The organism is Streptomyces sp. NPDC005648 (assembly GCF_040605395.1).
Taxonomy (GTDB): domain Bacteria; phylum Actinomycetota; class Actinomycetes; order Streptomycetales; family Streptomycetaceae; genus Streptomyces.
Genome location: NZ_JBEXCS010000001.1, coordinates 60,172 through 81,025, shown reverse-complemented (window position 1 = coordinate 81,025; position 20,854 = coordinate 60,172). Strand labels below are relative to the sequence as shown.

25 protein-coding genes and 1 pseudogene are annotated in these 20,854 nt (G+C 70.1%); 16 read left to right on the top strand and 10 right to left on the bottom strand.

The window, feature by feature from the left end:
• Positions 1 to 38 precede the first annotated feature (38 nt).
• Positions 39 to 704 carry a hypothetical protein gene (locus ABZT17_RS00425; RefSeq protein WP_356341825.1) on the top strand — a complete coding sequence of 222 codons (666 nt, stop codon included), beginning with the start codon at positions 39 to 41 and terminating at the stop codon, positions 702 to 704.
• Positions 705 to 1,150: 446 nt separating this feature from the next.
• Positions 1,151 to 1,561, top strand: coding sequence for a hypothetical protein (locus ABZT17_RS00420; RefSeq protein WP_356342229.1), 411 nt, complete (start codon positions 1,151 to 1,153; stop codon positions 1,559 to 1,561).
• Here ABZT17_RS00420 and ABZT17_RS00415 read toward each other — a convergent pair.
• Positions 1,550 to 1,993 (bottom strand): DUF1992 domain-containing protein, encoded by a 444-nt coding sequence (locus tag ABZT17_RS00415; RefSeq protein ID WP_356341822.1) that lies wholly within the window; start codon positions 1,991 to 1,993, stop codon positions 1,550 to 1,552. The two genes, ABZT17_RS00420 and ABZT17_RS00415, sit on opposite strands and share 12 nt — an antisense overlap.
• 80 nt (positions 1,994 to 2,073) lie before the next feature.
• Between ABZT17_RS00415 and ABZT17_RS00410 the strand changes: the two genes are divergently transcribed.
• On the top strand, positions 2,074 to 2,463 hold the full coding sequence (locus ABZT17_RS00410; protein WP_356341820.1) for a hypothetical protein: 390 nt from the start codon (positions 2,074 to 2,076) through the stop codon (positions 2,461 to 2,463).
• A gap of 28 nt (positions 2,464 to 2,491) precedes the next feature.
• On the opposite strand, the gene ABZT17_RS00405 is transcribed toward ABZT17_RS00410, so the two are convergent.
• Complete coding sequence (locus ABZT17_RS00405; RefSeq protein WP_356341817.1) at positions 2,492 to 3,163, bottom strand: O-methyltransferase; 672 nt, start codon at positions 3,161 to 3,163, stop codon at positions 2,492 to 2,494.
• A 69-nt stretch (positions 3,164 to 3,232) separates the two neighbouring features.
• Positions 3,233 to 4,603, bottom strand: coding sequence for a glycine betaine/L-proline transporter ProP (gene proP / locus ABZT17_RS00400; RefSeq protein ID WP_356341815.1), 1,371 nt, complete (start codon positions 4,601 to 4,603; stop codon positions 3,233 to 3,235).
• 296 nt (positions 4,604 to 4,899) lie between these two features.
• Between proP and ABZT17_RS00395 the strand changes: the two genes are divergently transcribed.
• Together ABZT17_RS00395 and ABZT17_RS00390 are read left to right on the top strand one after the other, a co-directional pair.
• Complete coding sequence (locus ABZT17_RS00395) at positions 4,900 to 6,945, top strand: bifunctional glycosyltransferase 87/phosphatase PAP2 family protein (RefSeq protein ID WP_356341812.1); 2,046 nt, start codon at positions 4,900 to 4,902, stop codon at positions 6,943 to 6,945.
• 82 nt (positions 6,946 to 7,027) lie between these two features.
• Entirely contained in the window at positions 7,028 to 8,203 is a 1,176-nt protein-coding gene (locus ABZT17_RS00390; RefSeq protein WP_356341810.1) for a hypothetical protein, read from the top strand.
• Between the two features lie 55 nt (positions 8,204 to 8,258).
• On the opposite strand, the gene ABZT17_RS00385 is transcribed toward ABZT17_RS00390, so the two are convergent.
• Entirely contained in the window at positions 8,259 to 9,494 is a 1,236-nt protein-coding gene (locus ABZT17_RS00385; protein WP_356341807.1) for a cytochrome P450, read from the bottom strand.
• A gap of 228 nt (positions 9,495 to 9,722) precedes the next feature.
• Between ABZT17_RS00385 and ABZT17_RS00380 the strand changes: the two genes are divergently transcribed.
• Positions 9,723 to 10,892, top strand: a complete 1,170-nt coding sequence (locus ABZT17_RS00380) for a steroid 3-ketoacyl-CoA thiolase (protein ID WP_356341804.1) — start codon at positions 9,723 to 9,725, stop codon at positions 10,890 to 10,892.
• A 26-nt stretch (positions 10,893 to 10,918) separates the two neighbouring features.
• Positions 10,919 to 11,140, top strand: coding sequence for a hypothetical protein (locus tag ABZT17_RS00375; RefSeq protein WP_356341802.1), 222 nt, complete (start codon positions 10,919 to 10,921; stop codon positions 11,138 to 11,140).
• Here ABZT17_RS00375 and ABZT17_RS00370 read toward each other — a convergent pair.
• Both ABZT17_RS00370 and ABZT17_RS00365 read right to left on the bottom strand, forming a co-directional pair.
• Positions 11,118 to 11,321, bottom strand: coding sequence for a DUF397 domain-containing protein (locus ABZT17_RS00370; protein ID WP_356341800.1), 204 nt, complete (start codon positions 11,319 to 11,321; stop codon positions 11,118 to 11,120). The two genes, ABZT17_RS00375 and ABZT17_RS00370, sit on opposite strands and share 23 nt — an antisense overlap.
• Positions 11,293 to 12,129, bottom strand: coding sequence for a helix-turn-helix transcriptional regulator (locus tag ABZT17_RS00365; protein WP_356341797.1), 837 nt, complete (start codon positions 12,127 to 12,129; stop codon positions 11,293 to 11,295). The genes ABZT17_RS00370 and ABZT17_RS00365 overlap by 29 nt, the downstream gene beginning before the upstream one ends.
• Before the next feature lie 98 nt (positions 12,130 to 12,227).
• On the opposite strand from ABZT17_RS00365, the gene ABZT17_RS00360 reads away from it, so the two are divergent.
• The 4 genes from ABZT17_RS00360 to ABZT17_RS00345 all read left to right on the top strand — a co-directional run bounded on the left by ABZT17_RS00360 (position 12,228) and on the right by ABZT17_RS00345 (position 14,205).
• A complete protein-coding gene (locus ABZT17_RS00360) occupies positions 12,228 to 12,623 on the top strand; it encodes an ATP-binding protein (protein WP_356341792.1) in 396 nt (131 codons plus the stop codon).
• A gap of 3 nt (positions 12,624 to 12,626) precedes the next feature.
• Positions 12,627 to 13,172 carry a GNAT family N-acetyltransferase gene (locus ABZT17_RS00355; RefSeq protein ID WP_356341790.1) on the top strand — a complete coding sequence of 182 codons (546 nt, stop codon included), beginning with the start codon at positions 12,627 to 12,629 and terminating at the stop codon, positions 13,170 to 13,172.
• A 65-nt stretch (positions 13,173 to 13,237) separates the two neighbouring features.
• Positions 13,238 to 13,738: a hypothetical protein gene (locus ABZT17_RS00350; protein ID WP_356341788.1), complete on the top strand. Its 501-nt coding sequence runs from the start codon at positions 13,238 to 13,240 to the stop codon at positions 13,736 to 13,738.
• On the top strand, positions 13,738 to 14,205 hold the full coding sequence (locus ABZT17_RS00345; RefSeq protein WP_356341786.1) for a pyridoxamine 5'-phosphate oxidase family protein: 468 nt from the start codon (positions 13,738 to 13,740) through the stop codon (positions 14,203 to 14,205). Before ABZT17_RS00350 ends, ABZT17_RS00345 begins: the two co-directional genes overlap by 1 nt.
• Positions 14,206 to 14,218: 13 nt before the next feature.
• Here the strand turns inward: ABZT17_RS00345 and ABZT17_RS00340 are convergent, their stop codons facing one another.
• Positions 14,219 to 14,899 (bottom strand): YoaK family protein, encoded by a 681-nt coding sequence (locus ABZT17_RS00340; RefSeq protein WP_356341783.1) that lies wholly within the window; start codon positions 14,897 to 14,899, stop codon positions 14,219 to 14,221.
• Between the two features lie 76 nt (positions 14,900 to 14,975).
• On the opposite strand from ABZT17_RS00340, the gene ABZT17_RS00335 reads away from it, so the two are divergent.
• Entirely contained in the window at positions 14,976 to 16,280 is a 1,305-nt protein-coding gene (locus ABZT17_RS00335; protein WP_356341781.1) for an alpha/beta hydrolase, read from the top strand.
• Positions 16,281 to 16,292: 12 nt separating this feature from the next.
• Here the strand turns inward: ABZT17_RS00335 and ABZT17_RS00330 are convergent, their stop codons facing one another.
• Positions 16,293 to 16,748, bottom strand: coding sequence for a DUF1801 domain-containing protein (locus ABZT17_RS00330; protein WP_356341778.1), 456 nt, complete (start codon positions 16,746 to 16,748; stop codon positions 16,293 to 16,295).
• A 451-nt stretch (positions 16,749 to 17,199) separates the two neighbouring features.
• On the opposite strand from ABZT17_RS00330, the gene ABZT17_RS00325 reads away from it, so the two are divergent.
• The 4 genes and pseudogenes from ABZT17_RS00325 to ABZT17_RS00310 all read left to right on the top strand — a co-directional run.
• On the top strand, positions 17,200 to 18,147 hold the full coding sequence (locus ABZT17_RS00325; RefSeq protein ID WP_356341775.1) for a WD40 repeat domain-containing protein: 948 nt from the start codon (positions 17,200 to 17,202) through the stop codon (positions 18,145 to 18,147).
• A gap of 421 nt (positions 18,148 to 18,568) precedes the next feature.
• Complete coding sequence (locus tag ABZT17_RS00320; protein ID WP_356341773.1) at positions 18,569 to 18,952, top strand: type II toxin-antitoxin system RelE/ParE family toxin; 384 nt, start codon at positions 18,569 to 18,571, stop codon at positions 18,950 to 18,952.
• Positions 18,949 to 19,287 carry a helix-turn-helix transcriptional regulator gene (locus ABZT17_RS00315; protein ID WP_356341771.1) on the top strand — a complete coding sequence of 113 codons (339 nt, stop codon included), beginning with the start codon at positions 18,949 to 18,951 and terminating at the stop codon, positions 19,285 to 19,287. Before ABZT17_RS00320 ends, ABZT17_RS00315 begins: the two co-directional genes overlap by 4 nt.
• 29 nt (positions 19,288 to 19,316) lie before the next feature.
• Positions 19,317 to 19,538, top strand: a pseudogene (locus ABZT17_RS00310) (helix-turn-helix transcriptional regulator); the annotation flags it as partial.
• A gap of 37 nt (positions 19,539 to 19,575) precedes the next feature.
• Here the strand turns inward: ABZT17_RS00310 and ABZT17_RS00305 are convergent.
• Together ABZT17_RS00305 and ABZT17_RS00300 are read right to left on the bottom strand one after the other, a co-directional pair.
• Positions 19,576 to 20,109, bottom strand: coding sequence for a hypothetical protein (locus tag ABZT17_RS00305; protein WP_356341768.1), 534 nt, complete (start codon positions 20,107 to 20,109; stop codon positions 19,576 to 19,578).
• A gap of 295 nt (positions 20,110 to 20,404) precedes the next feature.
• Positions 20,405 to 20,824: a transglycosylase SLT domain-containing protein gene (locus ABZT17_RS00300; RefSeq protein ID WP_356341766.1), complete on the bottom strand. Its 420-nt coding sequence runs from the start codon at positions 20,822 to 20,824 to the stop codon at positions 20,405 to 20,407.
• Between the last annotated feature and the right edge of the window lie 30 nt (positions 20,825 to 20,854).

The following is a 20,854-nucleotide window of genomic DNA, read 5'->3' as shown; positions in this document are numbered from 1 at the left end:
GAACCGGCCCGCCTGGGCCGACACACCGGAAGGCACCCATGTCCACTGGCATGATCATTGTTCTGATCGTGATCGTGGCGGCCGTGGTCGTTGTAGCGGCCGCCCTGACCCTGCGTGCCAAGGGCCCCCGCGGCGGCCGGGACCTGAAGCGGCGCTTCGGGCCCGAGTACGCCCGTACGCTGGCCCGGCACGACGGAGACACCAAGGCCGCCGAACGTGAGCTCACCGAGCGCGTCGAGCGGCACGGTTCGCTGCGCGAGCGGCCGCTGGACGCGGGCCGGCGTGAGCAGTACGAGGCCCGCTGGACGGCCGCGCAGGAGCGGTTCGTCGACGCGCCCCGGGAAGCGGTCGCCGAGGCGGACCGGCTGCTGGCGGAGGTGGCCGCGGAGCGCGGCTTCCCGGACGGCCGGGAGTACGAGGAGCAGCTCGCCGCGCTGTCCGTGCACCACGCCGACCATGTCCACGGCTACCGGCACGTCCACCGGGTCGCCCGCGTCGGCGCCGGCGGGCAGGACGGGGACCGGGCCGACACGGAGGAGATGCGGGAGGCCATGGTCGAGGCCCGCGCGCTCTTCGACGAACTGATGACGCCCGCCCGCCACGAGGAGAAGGCACTGGCGCCCGCCGCCCGCGCGGACGTCCACGAGGAGGACCGCGGCCACGCGCCGTGGACCTTCACCCGCCGGCACGCGAAGGGGAGCTGACCGACATGACAGACGTGACGAAGGGCCCCGACGCCAACCGGGGCCGCACACCGGGCGACGACGACAACCCTCGCCGAACGGTCACCCCGACCCCACCCGAGAACGCGGGCCGTGAAGGCACGCCGGGCGACGGCGACGGCACGGAGGGCCGTACCGTCGCGCCGACTCCGTCCGGGGCCGAGACGCCCGATGCGGGTGGCGGTCTGACCGGTCGTGGGTACGCGGAGGGTGACGGTACGGAGGGGTGTACGGTCGCGCCGACCACGCCGTCCGAGGCCGGGGCGGCCGGGGCCGGCGGTGGTCGTACCGGGCACGGGTTCGTCGAGGGGACGGAGCGGGACGCCGTGGCGGGTGAGGGCGGGTCGACGGGGCCGATCGTGGCGCCGACGCCGTCCGAGGCGACCGACTCGACGGCGCGGGACGCGCGGCGTGAAGGCGGTACCACCGTGGTCGGCGCGTCGGGGGCGGCGGGCGCCGCCGCTCACGCCGGCACCACCTCCGGTTCCGCGGGCGCGCCCGGTCGCACCGACACCACCCCCGGCACTGACACCAGCACCGGTGCCGCCGGCCCCCGCCTCTTCCCCCATGACGAGTCCGACAAGCTTCAGCTTCGGCTGCGGCACGCCGTGGCCGGGTTCGTCGACGGTCCCCGGGACGCCGTCGCCGAGGCCGATCAGGTGGTCGAGGAGATCGCCGGGCGGTTCGTCGAGGCGGTGACACGGCGCCGGCGGACGCTGCGGATGTCCTGGCAGGACGGTGACGAGAAGGGCACCAAGGGCTCGCACCCCGACACCGAGCAGCTCCGCCTCGCCCTGCGCGACTACCGCGAGCTGGCCGAACGCCTGCTACAGGGCTGAGCCCTCCGCGGGGCCGCCCGCCCCGCCCGCCGCCGTCCGGCGCTCCCGCCACTCCCGTGCGACCTCGTCGACGTCGTACGGCTTCATCCCCAGCGGGGGCCCGGGCGGCGGCTTGAACATCATGTCGCGGATCTTGACGTTGACGTCGGTGATCAGCTTGCGCGCGATCCGTTCGGAGGGTGCCGCGTACGCCGCCGCGAGCGTGTCCTCGGCCTCCTTGCGCAGGGCCAGCGTCGGCGGCAGCACCGACAGCCCCTCGCGGGCCATCTTCTGCTTGATCCACCACAGTTCGTCGTACGTCGTGTCACTGCCGGCCGGCAACGGCTTCCCCGCGCCCGGGAGTTGGGCGAACTCCCCGCGCCGCTCCGCGTCGCGGATCTGCTTGTCCACCCAGGACTCGAACGGGACACCCGGTGGCTTTCGCTCGGTCATGAGTCCATTGTGCCGGACGCGGTATGCCCGGGCGATTTATCATGCGGCGGCTGCGTAAGGACACTTCAAGAGGAGTGCACGTGCTCGAACTGACCATGGCCACCGTCTCCGGGGAAGAGGGGGCCACGGCCGGCATGCAGTTGGCCGACGCGCCGAGCGAGGCCGGTGCCGTGCTGCGAGTGGGCCGGGACCGGGCGGTGTGCCGGCTGGTGACGCCCGACGACTGGCTGTTCGTCTCCCGGGTCCACCTGGAATTCCTGTGCGGGCCCGAGGGCATCTGGCAGGTGACCTGGCTGCAGGGCTCGCAGCCCGATCCCTCCTCGGAGGTGCGCCTGGTGGTGGGCGAGTACGCCCAGGCCCTCGCCTACGGCGGCACGGTGGCCCTGCCCCGGGGCGGCAACGGCGAGATCGTCATCCGCGACCGCACCGCCCCCCGCAGCGTGAACGTGGGCTTCTACCACGAGTTCTGACTCACGAGTTCCGACTCACGAGTTCTGACTACCCCAGCACCCGCGCCAGCGCGAACCCGTCGTACCCCTTGCCGCCCACCGTCTGGATCGCGGTGCCCGTCAACCTGGGGTGGCTGCCGATCAGTTCGAGCGCGGCGCGGGTGCCGACCACATCGGGTGAGGTGCTGTCGGGGTCGGCGACCCGGCCCTGCCGTACGACGTTGTCGAGGACGATCAGGCTGCCCGCGCGGGTCAGCCGGAGCGCCCACTCGACGTAGTGCGGGTTGTTGCCCTTGTCGGCGTCGATGAAGACGAGGTCGAAGGGGGCCGGGTTCTCGTCGGCCAGCTTGGGCAGTGACTCCAGGGCGGGGCCGACGCGGACCTCGGCCACCCGGTCCAGGCCGGCCCGCGCGAGGTTGCGGGTGGCGACCTCGGCGTGCCGGGCGCTGTACTCCAGGGAGATCAGCCTGCCGTCGGCGGGCAGGGCGCGGGCCAGCCAGATGGTGCTGTAGCCGCCGAGGGTGCCGATCTCCAGGACCGTGCGGGCGCCCTGGATCTCGGCGAGGAGTTGCAGGAACTTGCCCTGGGGCGCGCTGACCGCGATGTGCGGGAGGCCGGCCGCGTCGCTGTCGCGGACCGCGGCTTCCAGGGCTTCGTCGTTCGGGGAGAGGTGGGCGGTGAAGTAGTCGTCCACGGTGTCCCAGACCTGCGACTCGCTCATGCGCCTGCGCCTTTCATCGGCTGGATCGGGCTGAATCGGCCGGTTCGACCGAATCGGATGGATCGACGTCTACTTTTCCACCGACGGTGCCGATCCCGGCAGTGGCTTGCCCGCCGACTCGGTCATGAACCACACCGCGACACCGCCGATCACGGCCGCGGCCATCATGTAGTAGGCGGGCATCATCATGTCGCCGGTCGCGCCGATCAGGGCCGTGACGACCAGCGGGGTCGTGCCGCCGAACAGGGACACGGAGACGTTGAAGCCGATCGACAGGGAGCCGTAGCGCACCCGGGTCGGGAACAGGGCGGGCAGGGCCGAGGGCATCGCGGCCGTGAAGCAGACCAGCAGCAGGCCGAGCGCGCCCATGCCGAGCCCGACCGCGGCCAGAGCGCCCTGGCGGATCAGGAGCACGGCGGGCACGGACAGGAACAGGAAGCCCGCGCAGCCCGCCGCGATCACCGGACGCCGGCCGACACGGTCGGTGAGGGCGCCCGCGAACGGCTGGACGATCATCATCAGCGCCATCACCGCGAGCACGACGAGCAGGCCGTGCGTCTCGTCGTAGTGGAGCTCGCTGGTCAGATAGCTGGGCATGTACGACAGCAGCATGTAGTCGGTGACGTTGAAGACCAGCACGAGGCCGACACAGAGCAGCAGGGCCCGCCACTGGCCGGTGATCATCTCGCGCAGCGGGACCTTGGGGCGGCTGGACTCCGCCTTCTCGACCTCCGCCGCGAACGCCGGGGTCTCCTCCAGGCGCATCCGCAGATACAGGCCCACGACGCCCATCGGGCCGGCGATCAGGAACGGGATCCGCCAGCCCCAGCTCACCAGGTCGGCGGTGGACAGCAGGGCGGTCATCAGGGTCACCAGGCCGGCGCCGGCGATGTAGCCGGCCAGCGTGCCGAACTCCAGCCAGCTGCCCAGGAAGCCGCGCCGCCGGTCGGGCGCGTACTCGGCGATGAAGGTCGAGGCGCCCGCGTACTCGCCGCCGGTGGAGAAGCCCTGGACGAGACGGGCGGCGAGCAGCAGCAGGGGTGCTCCGACGCCGATGGAGGCGTACGACGGGATCAGGCCGATGGCGAAGGTGCCCGCCGCCATCATGATCATCGTGACCGCGAGGACCTTCTGGCGGCCGATCCGGTCGCCGAGCGGGCCGAAGACCGCGCCGCCGAGCGGGCGGACCAGGAAGGCCGCGGCGAAGGCTCCGAAGGTGGACAGGAGCTGCACGGTGGGGTTGCCGGACGGGAAGAAGACCTTGCCCAGGGTGACCGCGATATAGCTGTAGACACCGAAGTCGAACCACTCCATCGCGTTGCCCAGCGCCGCGGCCTTGACGGCGCGTCGTACGAGGGCGGGGTCGGTGGCGGTGGCATCGGGGGCGCGGTGGGTGGTGCGGACGGGAGGGGCGGGGACGGGGGCGGTGACGCTCGCCAAAACTTCGCTCGCCTACCTTTCGACGGGGACAGGGACGGGGCCGACAAGGGCCCGGCGCACGTCGTTGTGCCATACACGTAAACGGGGTGTACGGAGACTCGTATGCCCGCTCCCGGGCAGAACCCGACCGGTTGTGATCCTTATCGCGTCCCGCGCGAGCAACCCCACCCCGGGCGGACTATCGTCATCCAGACAAAAGGAGGAGGGACGTCAGGTGAAGCCGGGGTAGCCTGCGTCTCTCTCCGGGGGGTCCCTCACGGGGCTCACAGAGGATCGGGGCGGGAGGCCGACGAGGCGTGGCGAACGTGGAGCACAGCGGACGACCGGCGGGAGCCTACGGGGCGACGGCCGTCGGCGCGGTGAGGGGCCGTCTGCGCGTGGCCCGGCTGGGTCTGTGGCTGGTCGCGGCGGTCCTCGCCGTACGGCAGGTGGCCGTCGTCCTCAGTACGCCGAGAGGCGAGCGGCTGACGGACCTGGAGACCTGGGTCGGACCCGACGGCGTCCTGCATGTGAAGGGGTCGCTGTACGACTCGACGCAGTTCACCGGCACCCCCTTCGGGGGCCTGGTCCTCAAGCCGCTGACCCGGGCGGCCGAGCAGGCGCTCGGCTGGGGCTGGACCTTCGGCACCCTGCTGCTGGTGGTGGCGCTCGGCCTGGTGGTCGCGCGGGCCCTGCCGCAGCCGGTGAGCCGGCGCACCTCGTTGCTGGCCGCGCCGGTCGCGATCAGTCTGCTCATGCTGTCCCTGCCGGTGCGCAACGCGCTCTGGCTCGGCCAGACCAGCATCATCCCGGTCCTGCTCGTCCTGGTCGGCTGCTTCGTCGTGCGCGGCGAGAGGACCGGCGGTCTGCTGATCGGCCTCGCCGCCGCGCTCCAGCCGACGGTGCTGCTCTTCGCGGCGCTGCTGTGGTTCACCGGCCGCAGACGCGCGGCCGTCTCCACCGGGCTCACCTTCGTCGCGTCCACGGCGCTCGCCTGGGCGGCGATGCCGCACGACTCGTACACCTACTGGGTCCACCACATGGCGGGCACGGGTCTGGGCGGCAAGGCCGACGACCTCGCCAACCAGTCCCTGCACGGCGCGCTGCTGCGGCTGGACCTCACCGGCCCGCTGGAGATCACCCTCTTCTTCACGCTCGGTACGGCGGTGGCGTTCCTCGGCGTCCGCCGGGCCGTGCGCTACGCGCGCGACGGCCAGCTCCTGCTCGCCGTGGCGATCACCGGCTGCGCGGCGATCGCGGTCTCCCCGACCACCTGGCAGCACCAGCTGCTGTGGGTGCTGCTCGCGGTGGTGGGCCGGGTCGGCAGGCGGGCCTCGGACCGCTACGTCTGGCCGGTGGCCGTCGTCCTGGTCATGACGCTGCCGGCGAAGATGATGCTGCCGAACATGGCGGCGATGGACCCCCTGCGTGACAACGTCGTCCTGCTCGCCGCCCTGGCCGCCGCGACCGTGGTGCCCTTCCTGTCCCGCACCTCGCCGTACTACCGGGCGCCGATCCCCACGGAGTACGCCGAGCCGGTCCCGGCGCGCCTGCGGCACGTCCCGCTGGTCCCGTACCTGCGCAGGGTCCTCAGCCGGCCGAACCTCCTCCTGGAGCTGCTGCTCATCCGCGTCACCTACGCGGCGTACCAGAAGGTCAGACTCGCGGCGACGGGCGGCTCGAACTCGGCGGGGCGGGCGCGGGCCGAGCACCACGGCCACCAGATCCTCGACATCGAGCGCTTCCTGCACATCGACGTCGAGCACTGGGTCAACCACGCGGTCGTCAAGGTCGACTGGCTCCGGAGCTTCTTCGACTTCTACTACGAGTCCTTCCACTTCGTCGTCCCGCTGACCGTCCTCGGCGTCCTCTACTGGCGCCGCCCGGTCGACTACCGCTGGGCCCGCGCCTCCCTCGGCTTCGCCACCCTCATCGCCCTGATCGGCTTCTGGCTCTACCCCCTCGCCCCGCCCCGCCTCCTGCCCGGCCTCGGCATCATCGACACGGTCCACGGCGTCCAGAACTTCAACAAGCCCGACTACGGCACCCTGACCGCCCTCACCAACCAGTACGCGGCGATGCCGTCCCTGCACTTCGGCTGGTCGCTGTGGTGCGGAGTGGTGATCGCGATCATCGCGCCCCGGTGGTGGATGAAGGCACTGGGCCTGCTGCACCCGTTCTTCACGGTGTCGGCGATCGTCGCCACCGGCAACCACTGGGTGCTGGACGCGGTGGGCGGCGCGGTGGTCGTCGGCGCGGGCTTCGGACTGTCGTATCTGCTCCAGGGGCCACGCGCCAGGCTCGCGACGGTGACCGCGGCGAGCGCGGAGCCGGCGGCGGCGAAGGAACCGACGCCCAGCTGACCGAACGTATGTCTGGAAACCTGCGCAACCCCCTGTGACCCGGACGAGTCTTCTCGTACATCCGACCACAGGGGGTTGTCGTATGAGACGCGCAAGATCCGGATTGGCCGCACGGGCCGCGGCCGCCACGCTCGCCCTGCTCGCGTTCGGTTCGGGCCAGGCGTTCGCCGCCCCGGCCGGGAAGCCGGCGCCGCCGCCGTACACGGCGCTCGACCTGGGCACGCTCGGCGGCAGCAGCAGCACGGCGATCGCGGTCGACCGCGACACCGTGGTCGGCGGTTCCTCGACCGCCGGTGACACCGAGTTCCACGCCTACGCCTACGACCGCTCCACCCGTGTCATGACCGACCTCGGCACGCTCGGCGGCACCACGAGCAGCACGGTCGGGGTCGAGGGGCGCCATGTCATCGGCGACTCCCTCACCGCCGCCGGCGACGAGCGCGCCTTCGTCTACGACCTGCGCACCCATCACATGCGGGAGTTGGGCCTCGGCGGCAGCGACAGCCATGTCAACGCGATCAGCGGGAACATCGTGGTCGGCAGCGGCTGGACGGCCGGCAACCAGGGCAACCACGCCTTCGCGTACGACGCCCGGACCAAGGTCATGACCGACCTCGGCTCACCGATCGGCCCGTCGGGTGGCAGCGGCGCGGCCGGGATCTCCGGGGGGCGCTATGTCGTCGGCACCTGGACCGGCCCCGGCGCGCAGAACGGGCAGGCCTACGTCTACGACCTGCGCACCAAGACCTGGACCGACCTGAGCGCCCACGGCGGCGTCTCCAGCAGGGCGACCTCGGTCAGCGGCCACACGGTCGTCGGCATCACCCAGCCACGGCCGGGCGACGCGCCGCACGGTTTCGCGTACGACATCCGCACCGGGGCCTGGACCGACCTCGGCACCGACATGTCGTACCAGCCGTACGTCACCGGGCACACCGTCCTCGCCGGCAACCGCCCGGCCGCCTACGCACTGGACCTCACCACCGGCGCCGTCACCAAGTTCGGCACCGCGAGCAGCAGGACCGGTATCAACGGGGTCGCCGGGAAATACGTCGCCGGTGACCTGTACCTGGGGCCCTTCCCGTACGTCTACCGCGTGGACACCCACCGGTTCACCCAGTTGCCGTCCCTCGGCGGGGTCTACTCCACGGCGTCCGCGGTCGACCGGCACGGGGCCGTCGTGGGGACGAGCGGCACCGCGCCGTCGAGCCCGGGCGGTCCCGACGCGACGTACCACGCCACGCTCTGGACGCGCTGACGCGGTCTGACGGGGGACGGGCCGGCGGGTCCGGGAGACCGCCGGCCCGAGATCGTCAACCAGCTTGTACCTGGAGGTGTTTGACGCCGTTGATCCATGACGAGCGCAGACGGTCCGGGTCGCCCACGAGGGTGAGGTCGGGCAGGGCGTCGGCGATCGCGTTGAAGATCAGGTCGATCTCCAGGACCGCGAGGGACTTGCCCAGGCAGTAGTGCGGGCCGCCACCGCCGAAGCCGAGGTGGGGGTTGGGGTCGCGGAGGACGTCGAAGGCGTCGGGGTCGGTGAAGACCTCGGGGTCGTGGTTGGCGGCGGCGTAGAAGATGCCTACGCGGTCGCCCTTCCTGATCTGCCGGCCGCCGAGTTCGAGGTCCTGGGTGGCGGTGCGCTGGAAGGCGTTGACCGGGGTCGCCCAGCGGACGATCTCCTCGGCCGCGGTGGCCGGCCGCTCCCGCTTGTACAGCTCCCACTGCTCGGGGTGGGTCAGGAAGGCGTGCATGCCGTGCGTGATGGCGTTACGGGTCGTCTCGTTGCCGGCGACAGCCAGCATCAGCACGAAGAAGCCGAACTCGTCGGAGTTGAGGTTGCCCTGGTCCTCCGCCGCCACCAGCGTCGTCACGATGTCCTTCGCCGGGCACTGCTTGCGGTCGGCGGACATGTTCATCGCGTAGGCGATCAGCTCGGCGGCCGACTGGGCGCCGATCTCCTCGGTGATGGCGTACTCGGGATCGTCGTAGGAGATCATCTTGTTGGACCAGTCGAAGATCTTGGACCGGTCGTCCTGCGGGATGCCGATGAGCTCCGCGATGGCCTGCAGGGGCAGTTCGCAGGCGACCTCGGTGACGAAGTCGAAGGGGCCCGGGTGGGCGCGGGCGCCCGCCGCGATGGTGTGGGCCCGGTCGCGCAGGCGTTCCTCCAGCGCGCGGATGGCGCGCGGGGTGAAGATGCGCTGCACGATCTGGCGGACGCGGGTGTGCTCCGGCGGGTCCATGTTGAGCAGGATGAGCCGCTGGGCGTCGATCGCGTCGCGCTGCATGTGCTCGTGGAAGCGGATGATCGCCGTGTTGAGGTACGAGGAGAACAACTCCGGGTGCGTGGAGACGTACTTGACGTCGGCGTGCCGGGTCACGGCCCAGTAGCCCTCGTCCTGGAAGCCGGCGATGCCCCCCGGCTGGGGCACCCAGCGGACCGGTTCGGCCCGCCGCAGCTCGGCGAACTCCGGCAGGGGCACACGCGCTTGCAGCAGATCGGGGTCGGTGAAGTCGAACCCCTCGGGGAGAGCTGGACAGGACATGGGCTACTCCAGCTGACGGTCCATCAGAAATCAGGGTTGCCGTGAAGGTAGTAACGGGTTCTACAAGGTGCAAGAGGCGTGGCGAACCCAATTGCGTGCAAGCCCCTTGCGGTTATGGACGCGGAGTCAGCAGACTGCAGACAGAACTAGAACACGTACTAGTTCAGCGTGGCGGGGCCGGCCGGGACGCCCCCGCGCCGCGCGGGTACCAGAGGAGAGGACCTCCCCATGGCCGCGGAACCCGTGATCGTCGAAGCCGTACGCACCCCCATCGGCAGGCGCGGCGGAGCGCTCGCCAATCTGCACCCCGCCTACCTCCTGGGCGAGACCTACCGTGAACTCCTCGGCCGCACCGGCATCCCAGCCGACGCGGTCGAACAGATCGTCGGCGGTACGGTGACCCACGCCGGCGAGCAGTCCATGAACCCCGCGCGCACGGCCTGGCTGACCATGGGGCTGCCGTACGAGACGGCGGCGACGACGGTCGACTGCCAGTGCGGCTCCTCGCAGCAGGCCTCGCACATGGTGGCCAACATGGTCGCCGCGGGTGTGATCGACGTCGGTATCTCGTGCGGTGTCGAGGCGATGTCGCGGGTGCCGCTGGGATCGGGGTCCAAGCACGGGCCGGGCAAGCCGTTCCCGGACGAGTGGAACGTGGATCTGCCCAACCAGTTCGAGGCGGCCGAGCGGATCGCCCGGCACCGGGGGCTGACCCGGGAGAACGTCGACTCGCTCGGCCTCATCTCGCAGGAGCGGGCCGCCGTCGCGTGGGCCGAGGAGCGGTTCAAGAAGGAGACCTTCGCGGTCCAGGTGCCGACGACGGAGGACGAGCAGCGCGCCGGACAGGGCATGTGGCGGCTCGTCGACCGGGACGAGGGCCTGCGCGACACGTCGATGGAGGCGCTGGCCGGTCTGAAGCCGGTCATGCCCACGGCCGTCCACACGGCGGGCAACTCCTCGCAGATCAGCGACGGCGCGTCGGCCATCATGTGGGCGTCCAAGCGGATGGCGCGGGCGCTGAAGCTGCGGCCCCGCGCGCGGATCGTGGCCCAGGCGCTGGTCGGCGCCGACCCGCACTTCCACCTCGACGGGCCCATCGACGCGACCCGCGCCGTGCTCGGCAAGGCCGGTATGTCGTTGCGCGACATCGACGTCGTCGAGATCAACGAGGCGTTCGCGGCAGTGGTGTTGAGCTGGGCGCAGGTCTTCGAGCAGGACCTGGAGAAGGTCAACGTGAACGGCGGCGCGATCGCCCTCGGGCACCCGGTGGGCGCCACCGGGGCCCGGCTCATCACCACCGCGCTCCATGAACTGGAGCGCACCGACAAGGAGTTCGCGCTCATCACCATGTGCGCGGGGGGTGGGCTGGCCACCGGAACGATTATTCAGCGCCTCTAGGGCCATCGCGCCGATAAGGTCTGCGGATGCTGATCAATCTGATCCTCCGCGTCCTGCCCTGGTACATCCGCGAACCGCTCGTGATGGCGATCGCCCTCTTCTTCGCCGGCCTGGCCCTCTACTGGTTCGTCACGGTGGGAGGCTGGGCCAGGGGCGGCATAGGTCTGCTGTTCCTGGCCGTGGCGGTCCTGCGCGGCTTCCTGTTCCGCAAGGAGTGGAGACGGGTCAGAGCCCAGGCCCAGGAGTAGCACCGGCCCAGGAGACGAAGCGACGGAAGGCGTCGGGCTGGAGGGTGAGGATGGGTCCGGCGGGGGTCTTCGAGTCTCGGATGGCGATGGTGGCGGCGGGCAGTTCGGCGACCTCGATGCACTCGCCGCCCTGGTCGCCGCTGTAACTGGACTTACGCCACTGAGTCGCCTGGTTCTCCATAGCGTTCCTCCATCACTCGCCGGATGAGCTCCGCCGAATCCCTGAGGGGGAGAGCGGCGGCTCGGAGATGATCGTAACGGAGTGAACAGTCCTTGACGGTGTCCGGGTTCGCGCTCGGATGTCCGCTGCCGTACCCCTCGGTATAGACGATGGTCGGATCGCTCGCGAAGCGGAAGACGGTGAACGAGCCTTGCGAACCGGCATGGGCTCCTGCCGAGAAAGGCAGCACCTGGACGTTGATCCGAGGATTGCCTGCGAAGCTCAACAGGTGCGCCAGTTGGCCGCGCATGGTGTCCCGTCCACCGACCTCCTGGTACAACACGCCCTCACTGACGACCATCCAGAAGACCGGTGGCTCGTCCTTCTCGAAGATGCGCTGGCGGGACAGCCGGACGGCGGTGCGATCGTCGAGGTTGGTTCGGTCGAGCGCTCCCAGCGTGGCTCGGGCATACGCGTCGGTCTGGAGGAGGCCGTGAATCATGCCCATCTGGAAGGTGCAGATCTCAACGGCCCGAGCCTCCAGCTCAGCCACCTGCCTGAACCAGGCCGGTAGTTGGCTTCGCATCACCAGCTCGACGAGCCTCGTCAGTGCCCCGTCCGTGCCCAGTGCCGCGTCCGCCCGCTGGCTGAAGTCGTGGGTCGGCAGTTTCCGTGCCGTCTCGATCTGGCCCACCATCGAGCCCGTGTAGTTGACGATGTCCCCCAGCTGCCGCTGGGTCAGGCCCGCCGCCTCGCGGTACCGGCGCAACTCGTAGCCGTAGTAATCGAGGGGCGAGGCGCCCGGGTCGAGGGTGTGGATGTGGGTCACGCGCACGGCCCCCTTGGCTGCAAGGACTGCTGTCGACTGCGGGACTGGTTGTATCCGCCTTGTAGCCCAGAGTAGTTGGACCAGGTCACGCTCGTCCCATGAACCTGTACTTTCCCCCCACCTACCGTCTGAGCCTCACCGCCGGCGCCCACTCGGCACGTCATATCCGCCGTATCGTCCGCTCGTTGCTGGAGGAGTGGGGCCTGCCCGAGCTGTCGGACGCCGTGGAGCTGGGCGTGACGGAGCTGGTCGCCAACGTCGTACGGCATGTCCCCGACCGGCGCTGCGTGCTGCTGGTGTTGCGGCAGACGGCCGGGGTACGCGTCGAGCTGACCGACGGGTGGGCCCAACCGCCGGTGCTGGGAGACGAGTTGTGTCCGGAGGCGGAGGGCGGGCGCGGGCTGGTCCTGCTGGACGCGGTGGTCGACAAATGGGGGGTGTGCAGGGCGTCCGGGGGCGGCAAGACGGTGTGGTTCGAGGCGACGAGGTACTGAGGCATGGACGAGATCGACATGGCCGGGGGTGCCCCGGTGACCGTGCGGGAGCTGCTGCCGGAGGACGAGAAGGGCGTGGCCCGGCTGTTCGCGGCCTGCGGGGACTACTTCACCGCCGCGACCGGATCCGCGGCGCTACCGGCGGACGTACAGAGCCTGTACTACGCGCTGCCCGAGGGGGCGGAGTTCGACCAGAAGCGGCTGCTGGTCGTCTGCCGGGGCGGGGGTGTCGTAGGCCTGGTCGATCTCGTGGACCGGTATCCGGATGCCGAGAGCTGTTCGGTGGGGTTGTTCGTGGTGGCGCCCGAGGCCCGGGGGGAGGGGGTCGGGTCGGCGGTCGCCGGGCGGTTGATCGAGGAGGGGGCCGGGCGGGGGACGCGGAAGGTGGCCGCCGCCTGCCCGGGAGGCTGGGAGCCGGGGCTCGGGTTTCTGCGCGGTCTGGGCTTCGCGGTCGGGGAGCCGGAGGAGCTGACCGGTGAGACGCTGGGAAACCGGACCCGGCAGCCCGCGGAGACCGGGCTGCGCCGGGCGTGGTTGAACCTCGGCTGAAACCCGGCGACCGATGAGTTTCGGCGGCGGGCGGTGTCTGTCCTCCTGAGAGGGAGGTGTTCGCGGTGGACGCTGCGGTACGGCAGGAAGCGCTGAGGCGGTTGGACGTCCTGGTCGGGGAGTGGGTGGTGGAGGCCGACTTCCCGGGGATGACCACGTCCCCGGGGCGGAGTGTGTTCGAGTGGGGCCTGAACGGGCAGTTCCTGATCCAGCGGACCGAGGCGCCGGATCCGGCCCCGGACAGCATGGCGATCATCGCCGTGAACCCGGTGGTCCCGGTGGACCCCCTCGGTACCGAGGGAAGCGGATACACGTATCACTACTACGACACCCGGGGTGTCGTACGGCTCTACGACATGAGCCTCGCCGACGGGGCGTGGCAACTGCTCCGGGAGAGGCCCGACTTCACGCCCCTCGACTTCCGGCAGCGGTATTTCGCGCGGATCGCCGAGGGCGGCCCGGACGGCTCGCGTCGCCCCACGATCGTCGGCGCGTGGGAGAAGGCGGTCGGGGATTCGACGCCGTGGGAACTGGACTTCGTCCTGTCGTACCGCAGGAGCCACTGATGAACCCGAGGCCGTCCTGTGGGATAGCGCGTGACATCGTCGAGGCGAGTCTGTACATGGTGCTCGCCACCGCCGACGGGGACGGGCGGCCCTGGAGCTCGCCGGTCTACTTCGCGCATCTGGGGTGCCGGGAGTTCGTCTGGGTCTCGTCCCCGGACGCCCTCCACTCGCGCAACATCGCGGTGCGGCCGGAGGTCGGCATCTCGGTGTTCGACTCGTCGGTGCCGATCGGCACGGGGCAGGGTGTGTACATGTCCGCCGTCGCCGAGGCGGTGGACGGACCGGCCGCCGAGCGCGCCATGGACGTCTTCTCCCGCCGCTCGCTCCGGCACGGCGGCAGGGCCTGGACACTTGACGACGTACGGGGCGACTCCGGGATGCGGCTGTACCGCGCGGTGGCCGCAGACCACTCGATCCTGGCGAAGGACGGAGCGCCCGACCACCGGATCCCGGTCGACCTCGGCTGACCCGCTCGTCGGCCTACTCCCGCCCCGACGCCACCACCGCCAGCACGCCCACCGCCACCGCCGCGACCAGCAGCGGCAGGGCCAGGCCGTGGTGCAGCACCAGCCACGCACCCAGACAGGCCCCGGCCGCCATCGCCACGACCGCCCCCGAGCGGCGTGGCGAACGGCGGCCCGAGCCGCCCCCGGCGCGGGAGTCGGCCGCCAGCCCGGTAAGGGTCATGGTCAAAACCGTCGTGGTGGTGAGACCGGCGACGTCGAGCTTGCGGACCGTCGCGTTGCGCAGGCCCATCGCGATCGCCGTGAGGGCGATCACGGCGTAGTCGGTGGCGGTCCCGTGCGGGACGAGGAACGCCGTCAGCGCCGCGCCGCCCACCAGGACCGCCTCGGCCGCCAGCAGCAGTCGCGCCCTGGTACGGCGCGAGCCCTCCGGCCGCCATCGGGAGGCCCGGCCGCCGGTGATCGCGCCGAGCAGGAAGCAGGCCAGTGAGGTCGCCGTGTGCGGCACGGAGAAGCCGGGGGCGCCGGCCGCCGCGAAGCCCAGCACCACCACATTGCCGGTCATGTTCGCCGTGAAGACGTGGCCGACGCCCAGATAACTCACGGCGTCGATCAGTCCGCTGACCGCCGTCAGCCCCAACAGCACGGCCACCAGCCGCAGTCCGCGTGTCTCGTATGCGCTCGCGCTCTCGCTCATGGTGGACCCAAGTCCACCACGGATCCGGGGGAGTCTCGGATGCCGACGCGGGGCGCGCCTCCGTAGCGTCGGCGGCATGAGCGATGAGAGCCGTATATCCGGCGAAAACGCTGAATCAGGTACATCTCAAGAAAACAGGACCAGTTGGCGTGGGCGGAAGCGAGGGCTCGCGAGGGCCGCCGCCCTGCTGCTGGCCGGGGTCACAGCGCTCGGCGGGCTCACCGTCGCGCCGGTCGCCGCCGCGGGGGAGCGGGACGTCGGGGGGCGGGGCGGTCTCGTCTCCGTCACGTCGGTCTCCGACCATGACGCCGCGCAGGTCAGGGCCTTCCTGGCCGAGCGGAACATCGCCGGCGGCACCGTACGGTACGGCGTGCGGGCGTACCGGTTGACGTACCGGACCGTGGACCCGTACGGGAAACCCACCACCGCGACCGGGCTGCTCACCCTCCCCACGGGCGGAGCCCACCGCCTCGACCTCGTCTCCGACACCCACGGCACCATGGTCAAGCGCACCTACGCGCCCTCCGCGAGCGAGGACTTCGGGCGGGTGCCGTCGTATCTGAACGCCTCCGCCGGGAAGGCGGTCGCCGCGCCCGACTATCTGGGACTGGGGGAGGGGCCGGGCCCGCACCCCTATATGGACACCGCCTCCTCCGTCACCGCCTCCGTCGACATGCTGCGCGCCGCGCGGACCGCCGCCGCGCGGCTGGGCCGGCCGCTGGACGGTGAGGTGTACGCGACCGGCTTCTCGCAGGGCGGGCAGGTGGCCATGGCGCTCGGGAAGGCGCTGGAGCACGGCGCCGACCCGCACTTCCGGCTGAGGGCGCTCGCGCCGATCAGCGGACCGTACGACCTGGAGGGCCAGGAGATGCCGGCCCTCTTCGACGGGCGCGTCAACGACACCAGCAGCGTTCTCTACATCTCGTACTGGCTGACCGCCCAGAACCGCCTGCACCACCTCTACGGCAACCCCGCCGAGGTCTTCCGCGCTCCCTACGCGAGCCGCGTCGAGTCACTCCTCGACGGCACGCACGAGGAGGACGACGTGGTGAAGGGGCTGGCCCCCTCCGTCAAACGGCTGCTCACACCGGCCTTCTACGACCGTCTGCGCCACCCCACCGGCCGGCTGCTCGCCGCGCTGCGCTCGGCCGACGGCACCTGCGACTGGAAGCCGGACGTGCCGGTTCGGCTGTACGCGGGGGCGGCCGACACCGACGTGCCGATCCAGAACGCGGGCAGCTGCGCCGAGCGGCTGGCGGAGCACGGGCGGGCGGTGCCGGTGCTGAACCGGGGGAACGTAGACCACTTCGGCTCGTTCGCCGTGTCGGCGCCGGAGGTGGCGCGGTGGTTCGGCGAGCTCAGCTCGCGGCCTTCGGTATGAGGTCGTGTGAGATCAGCCCGCGGCCTTCGCTATGAGGGCGGTGATCGCGGCCTCGTTCTGAGGGGTGAGGGCGGTCAGGGCGAAGGCGGTCGGCCACATGGTGCCGTCGTCGAGGGTGGCCGGGTCGTTGAACCCGAGCGTCGAGTAGCGGGCCTTGAACTTGCTCGCGGGCTGGAAGAAGCAGACGACCTTGCCGTCCTTGGCGTACGCCGGCATGCCGTACCAGGTCTTCGGCGTGAGATGCGGGGCCGCGGCCTTCACGATGGCGTGGATCCCCTCGGCGAGGACGCGCTCCTCCTGCGTCATCTCGGCGATCTTCGCCAGCACCTCGGCCTCGGTGTCGGCCTTCGCCCTGCCCCGGCGGGCGGTCGACTTCAGCTCCTTGGCGCGCTCCTTCATGGCCTCGCGCTCCGCGGCGGTGAAGCCGTCGTACTTCTCGTCCGTCGTGACGCTCGCCTTCGTGGCCATGGCAGGTCTCCTCCGTCGCCCGCGAGACTTTCCCGCTGCCATTTCAGGCTACGGACAGGGCCGGGCCGGAGACTTCTCGAAAACTGACCGATGGCAAGGTCGGCTGCTGGCACCTGCACGTCCCGCCGGCGGCGTCGAGCGGGCACAGGGCGCCGGTGCCTTGACGGAAATCAAGGTCTCCTCTTGCGTTTTCTCATTGCCCGAACGGCACCGACACCCAGTCCCTCACCTGGAACCCCACCGGCGACCTCGACACCGTCACCGAGAAATCCAGCAGAGGCACCACCAAGAGCACGACCAGCCACGTCTCCAAGTCCAGGACCGTGGATCCCGACTTCCATTCGCGAACAAGAGAGGCGGTCGCAACGAATGAAACCGAAAAAAACGGCGATAGAGTTGAATGTCTTTGTGGTAGATTTCGGCGGTTCGTGCTTACAGGAAAGGGGCGCTCATGCTGAGAGCTGTCGAGGTGTTGACCATCAACACGGGGCACTCGGAGGCGGTGCGCCCCATCCTCGCACCCGGAACGGATGGCTCCAATCTAATCGTTTCGATAATGGGGGTAGAAACAGTAATCCACGGGTGGGACCTCACCACCGGTGCATCATTGTGGTCCTTCACCGAGGAACTTCCGGGCTGGTACGACGCTGTGCTTGCCGGACTTCCGGATGGGCGAAGCATCCTGGCCGTGTCGACGGAAGACGGCGTCGAACGCTGGAACGCCCACACCGGAGAACCTCTGGACAGCGTGGATTCGTCGGATTGGACCATCTGGGGGATGGAAGTCGCCACCTTTCCTGATGGTCGTACGGTACTTCTGGGTGCAGGGCATAATCACGCCGTTTTCCGGTGGGACGTTGCAAGTGGCGAACAGTTGGGTGCGCCGCTGCGTGGTCACGAGACTTCCGTACGGGCTGTGGGGCTCGTGGGCCTCTCAGCGACGGATGCCGTCATCATGTCCGGAGACGATGCGGGTTACCTGAGACGTTGGGATGCGATCACCGGTGCCCCTATCGGCGTTCCGGTCGAAGGGCACGCTTCACTGGTGACATCTATTTGTCGTCTGCCTACGGCCGATGGGGGAAGCCTGTTCGCATCGAGTGATGTCGAGGGCGAGGTCTCCCGTTGGGACGCAGTGACGGGTGAGCGGGTAGGGGATCCCCTGACGGCCGGGTCTGACGTACGATTCTTGACCACCGCGTGTCCGGGGGGCATACCACTACTTTTGGCCGCGGGTTCAAGCGGCGTAATTCTGGCCTGGCACGCCTGGACCGGTGAGGCGATAGACCTGTCGCTGTCCGGCGTATCGGTTGCTGCGCTTGACCAGCCGGATGGAACCACTCTCATCGCGGTGGGGACAGCGCAGGGTGAAATCAGGCTCTATTCCGTGGCGGAATGAATTCGGGTGCTGCCTGCGGTTGGTGCGCGGCGATAGTGAGGCAGCAGGTTAAAGGAATTTCTGGACGTGAGTGGAAAGGTGGCTACTGAGGGCGGTGGCCTGCCTCGCCTCCGGCGGGGGGCGAAGCTCCCGGCCACCCGTCTGGGGCCGCCCCCTCCCGCCCCTGCCCCGCGCCGCCAAACTGGGCGACGCACCAGCCCGGCTGTACGCTGCCTCCCCCGCTGGGCCCGATCCTGCCGAAAGAAGCCGACCCTGCGCCGCCTCGGCAGGTTGCCGCTGGTTGCGGGCGGCGCCGTGGCGGCAGGACGAAGGGGGGAGTACGGGGGTGTGCGACGCTGGAGCGGCTGCGATCGCGGCGACGGCACACGACCTGACGTTCGAAATCGCGCTTTCGCACCCCGTGCCATATATCATCGGCGCTATGGACAGCGGGCGGTACTCGATCGAGATCGAGCCGGAGGTGCGACTGTGGCTGGAGTACCTTCCCGCCCATCACTACAAGCAGGCCGAACGTGTCGCCGACCTGCTCGCCGAGCAGCCCACCACGCTCGACGAACCGCACTCCCGCCACCTGGGCGGCAAGCTCCGCGAGCTGCGCTTCCGCCTGGGCGATGCCCATCAGCGGATCACTTACTGGCTGGTGCCCGGCCGACGTGTCGTGCTGCTCACCGTGTTCCGCAAGACCAAGATGCGCGAGCAGGCCGAAGTGGACCGCGCCCACGCCGCACAGCGATTGTGCGAGGCAGAGCATGAAGCCGCCGCCGAGCACGACCTCTACAGCCGCAACCTCAAGGAGAACCGATGAACCACAGCGAATGGAGGACCCGTCGCCACCGCCGGCTGCTGGGCGAACACCTGGACGCTGACCCCGAGTACGACCGGGTCTACGAAGAGGCCGGCCTCGCCATGACGTTGGGCAGGGCCGTCTACGACCGGCGTAAGCAGCTGGGCCTGAGCGAGGCCGACCTCGCCGAGCGCATGCACGTCGACGTCGATGACATCGAAGGCATCGAGACGGCCACCGAGCTGCCGCCCATCGCGGTCATCATGCGCCTGGCCCGCGCACTGGACCTCACGGTGGACGTGCACCTCGCCGGGGGAGACGAGCCCACCGTCACCATCGTCGCCCCAGCGGCCTGAGGCGGGGAGGAACCATGCAGGACCCGCCTTCCGCGCTCGCCTGTGAGCTCGGGCAACTCGTCCACGACCGGCGCATCGAGCTCGGGCTGTCCCAGGCCGAGCTGGCCGAGCGGTGCGGGATGAAGCAGCCGCAGATCTCCCGCTTCGAAGGCGGCGGGACCATGCCCACGCTTCCCCTCCTGCGCCGCCTGGCTCAGGCTCTCGGCGCCGACCTGACCATCAGCCTCACCCCGCACGACAAAGCCGCTTGACACGCAGACACGAGGGGTGTTCGGCAGGTCAGGGCGGTCAAGGAGCCAGAGCACCGGCATGGCACCGGGCCCACGGACTGTCCGAATCGGCTGCCCGATCGAGCCTGCCCCGTAGATCAGCGCTGTCGACAGCCCGGGCAACCCGCACGTATTCGCGATCCTTGCAGCGATACGCCCGGTGGACAACGATCTCGACCAGGTCGGTGAGCTTCGCCTTGATCGCCTCCTCCTGGCGAGCACGGGCCACCTTGCGGATCAGGCTCTGCTTCGTACCCCACGCCTTCGCATGCTGCGTCCACTCCAGCGGGTCCCTTGCCTCCCACTCCAGGAAAAGCAGCACATTCACACAGGCCGGCTCCCGGTACCGCTTGTCGGCTCCCAGGGGCCGCGTCAGCAGCCACATCTCGTTGGACCGGGCGAGCGCATCCAAGACCTTTCTCTGGGCCTCCGCCAGATGGACGAGCGCTGCACCTCTCGCAGCCGGATCCTCCGATATAAGCCCGAACGCCCAACCCAGTCGCTCAGCCCATGCACAAGCGTCGTCCGCATCTGTACCTGCCTCTTCAGCCACGCACGGGATCATCTCCCAGCGCAGTCGGCTCGCTCCACCCGACGGTGCGGGGGGAGAGGCAAGGGCTCCGGGGCGCAACGGACATGAGCAGGAACCACCCGCTCTCCCTCTCGTCATCTCAAGTGATCACGAAACGGACACCCGCCGACTACGCCGAAGCCCTGGGGGACCGGCAGGTGCAGAGTTACCCTCGATCGTTCGCGGGCCCAGCAGACTCTGAGGTTTCAACAGCAGACAGGAGCCCCATCAGGTACATCCTGATGGGGCTCCTGGGTTCCGTGACGGCAGGCCGGGGTCAGTACCAGCCGTTGGCCTGCCAGAAGGCCCAGGCGCCGGCCGGGCTGCCGTAGCGGGCGTTCATGTAGTTCAGGCCCCACTCGATCTGGGTCTTGGCGCTGGTCTTCCAGTCCGAGCCGGCGGAGGCCATCTTCGAGCCCGGCAGGGCCTGGACCAGGCCGTAGGCGCCGGAGGACGAGTTGGTGGCGGTGACGTTCCAGCCGCTCTCGTGCTCGACGATGTTGTTGAAGGCGCTGTACTGGGCCGCGCTCGGGATCATCCGGTGGGCGATCGCCTTGGCCGCGGTGACCGAGTCGGCGGTCGCGGCGTGAGCGGGGGCCGCGGTCAGCACCATACCGGCGGTGGCGGCGGCCACGGCGGCGCTGGCGAGGGCCTTCTTCGGGGACGAGATGCGGCGGACGATGCGGGAGATGGTCACGAGGAGCCTTTTCTTCGGGAACAGGTCTGT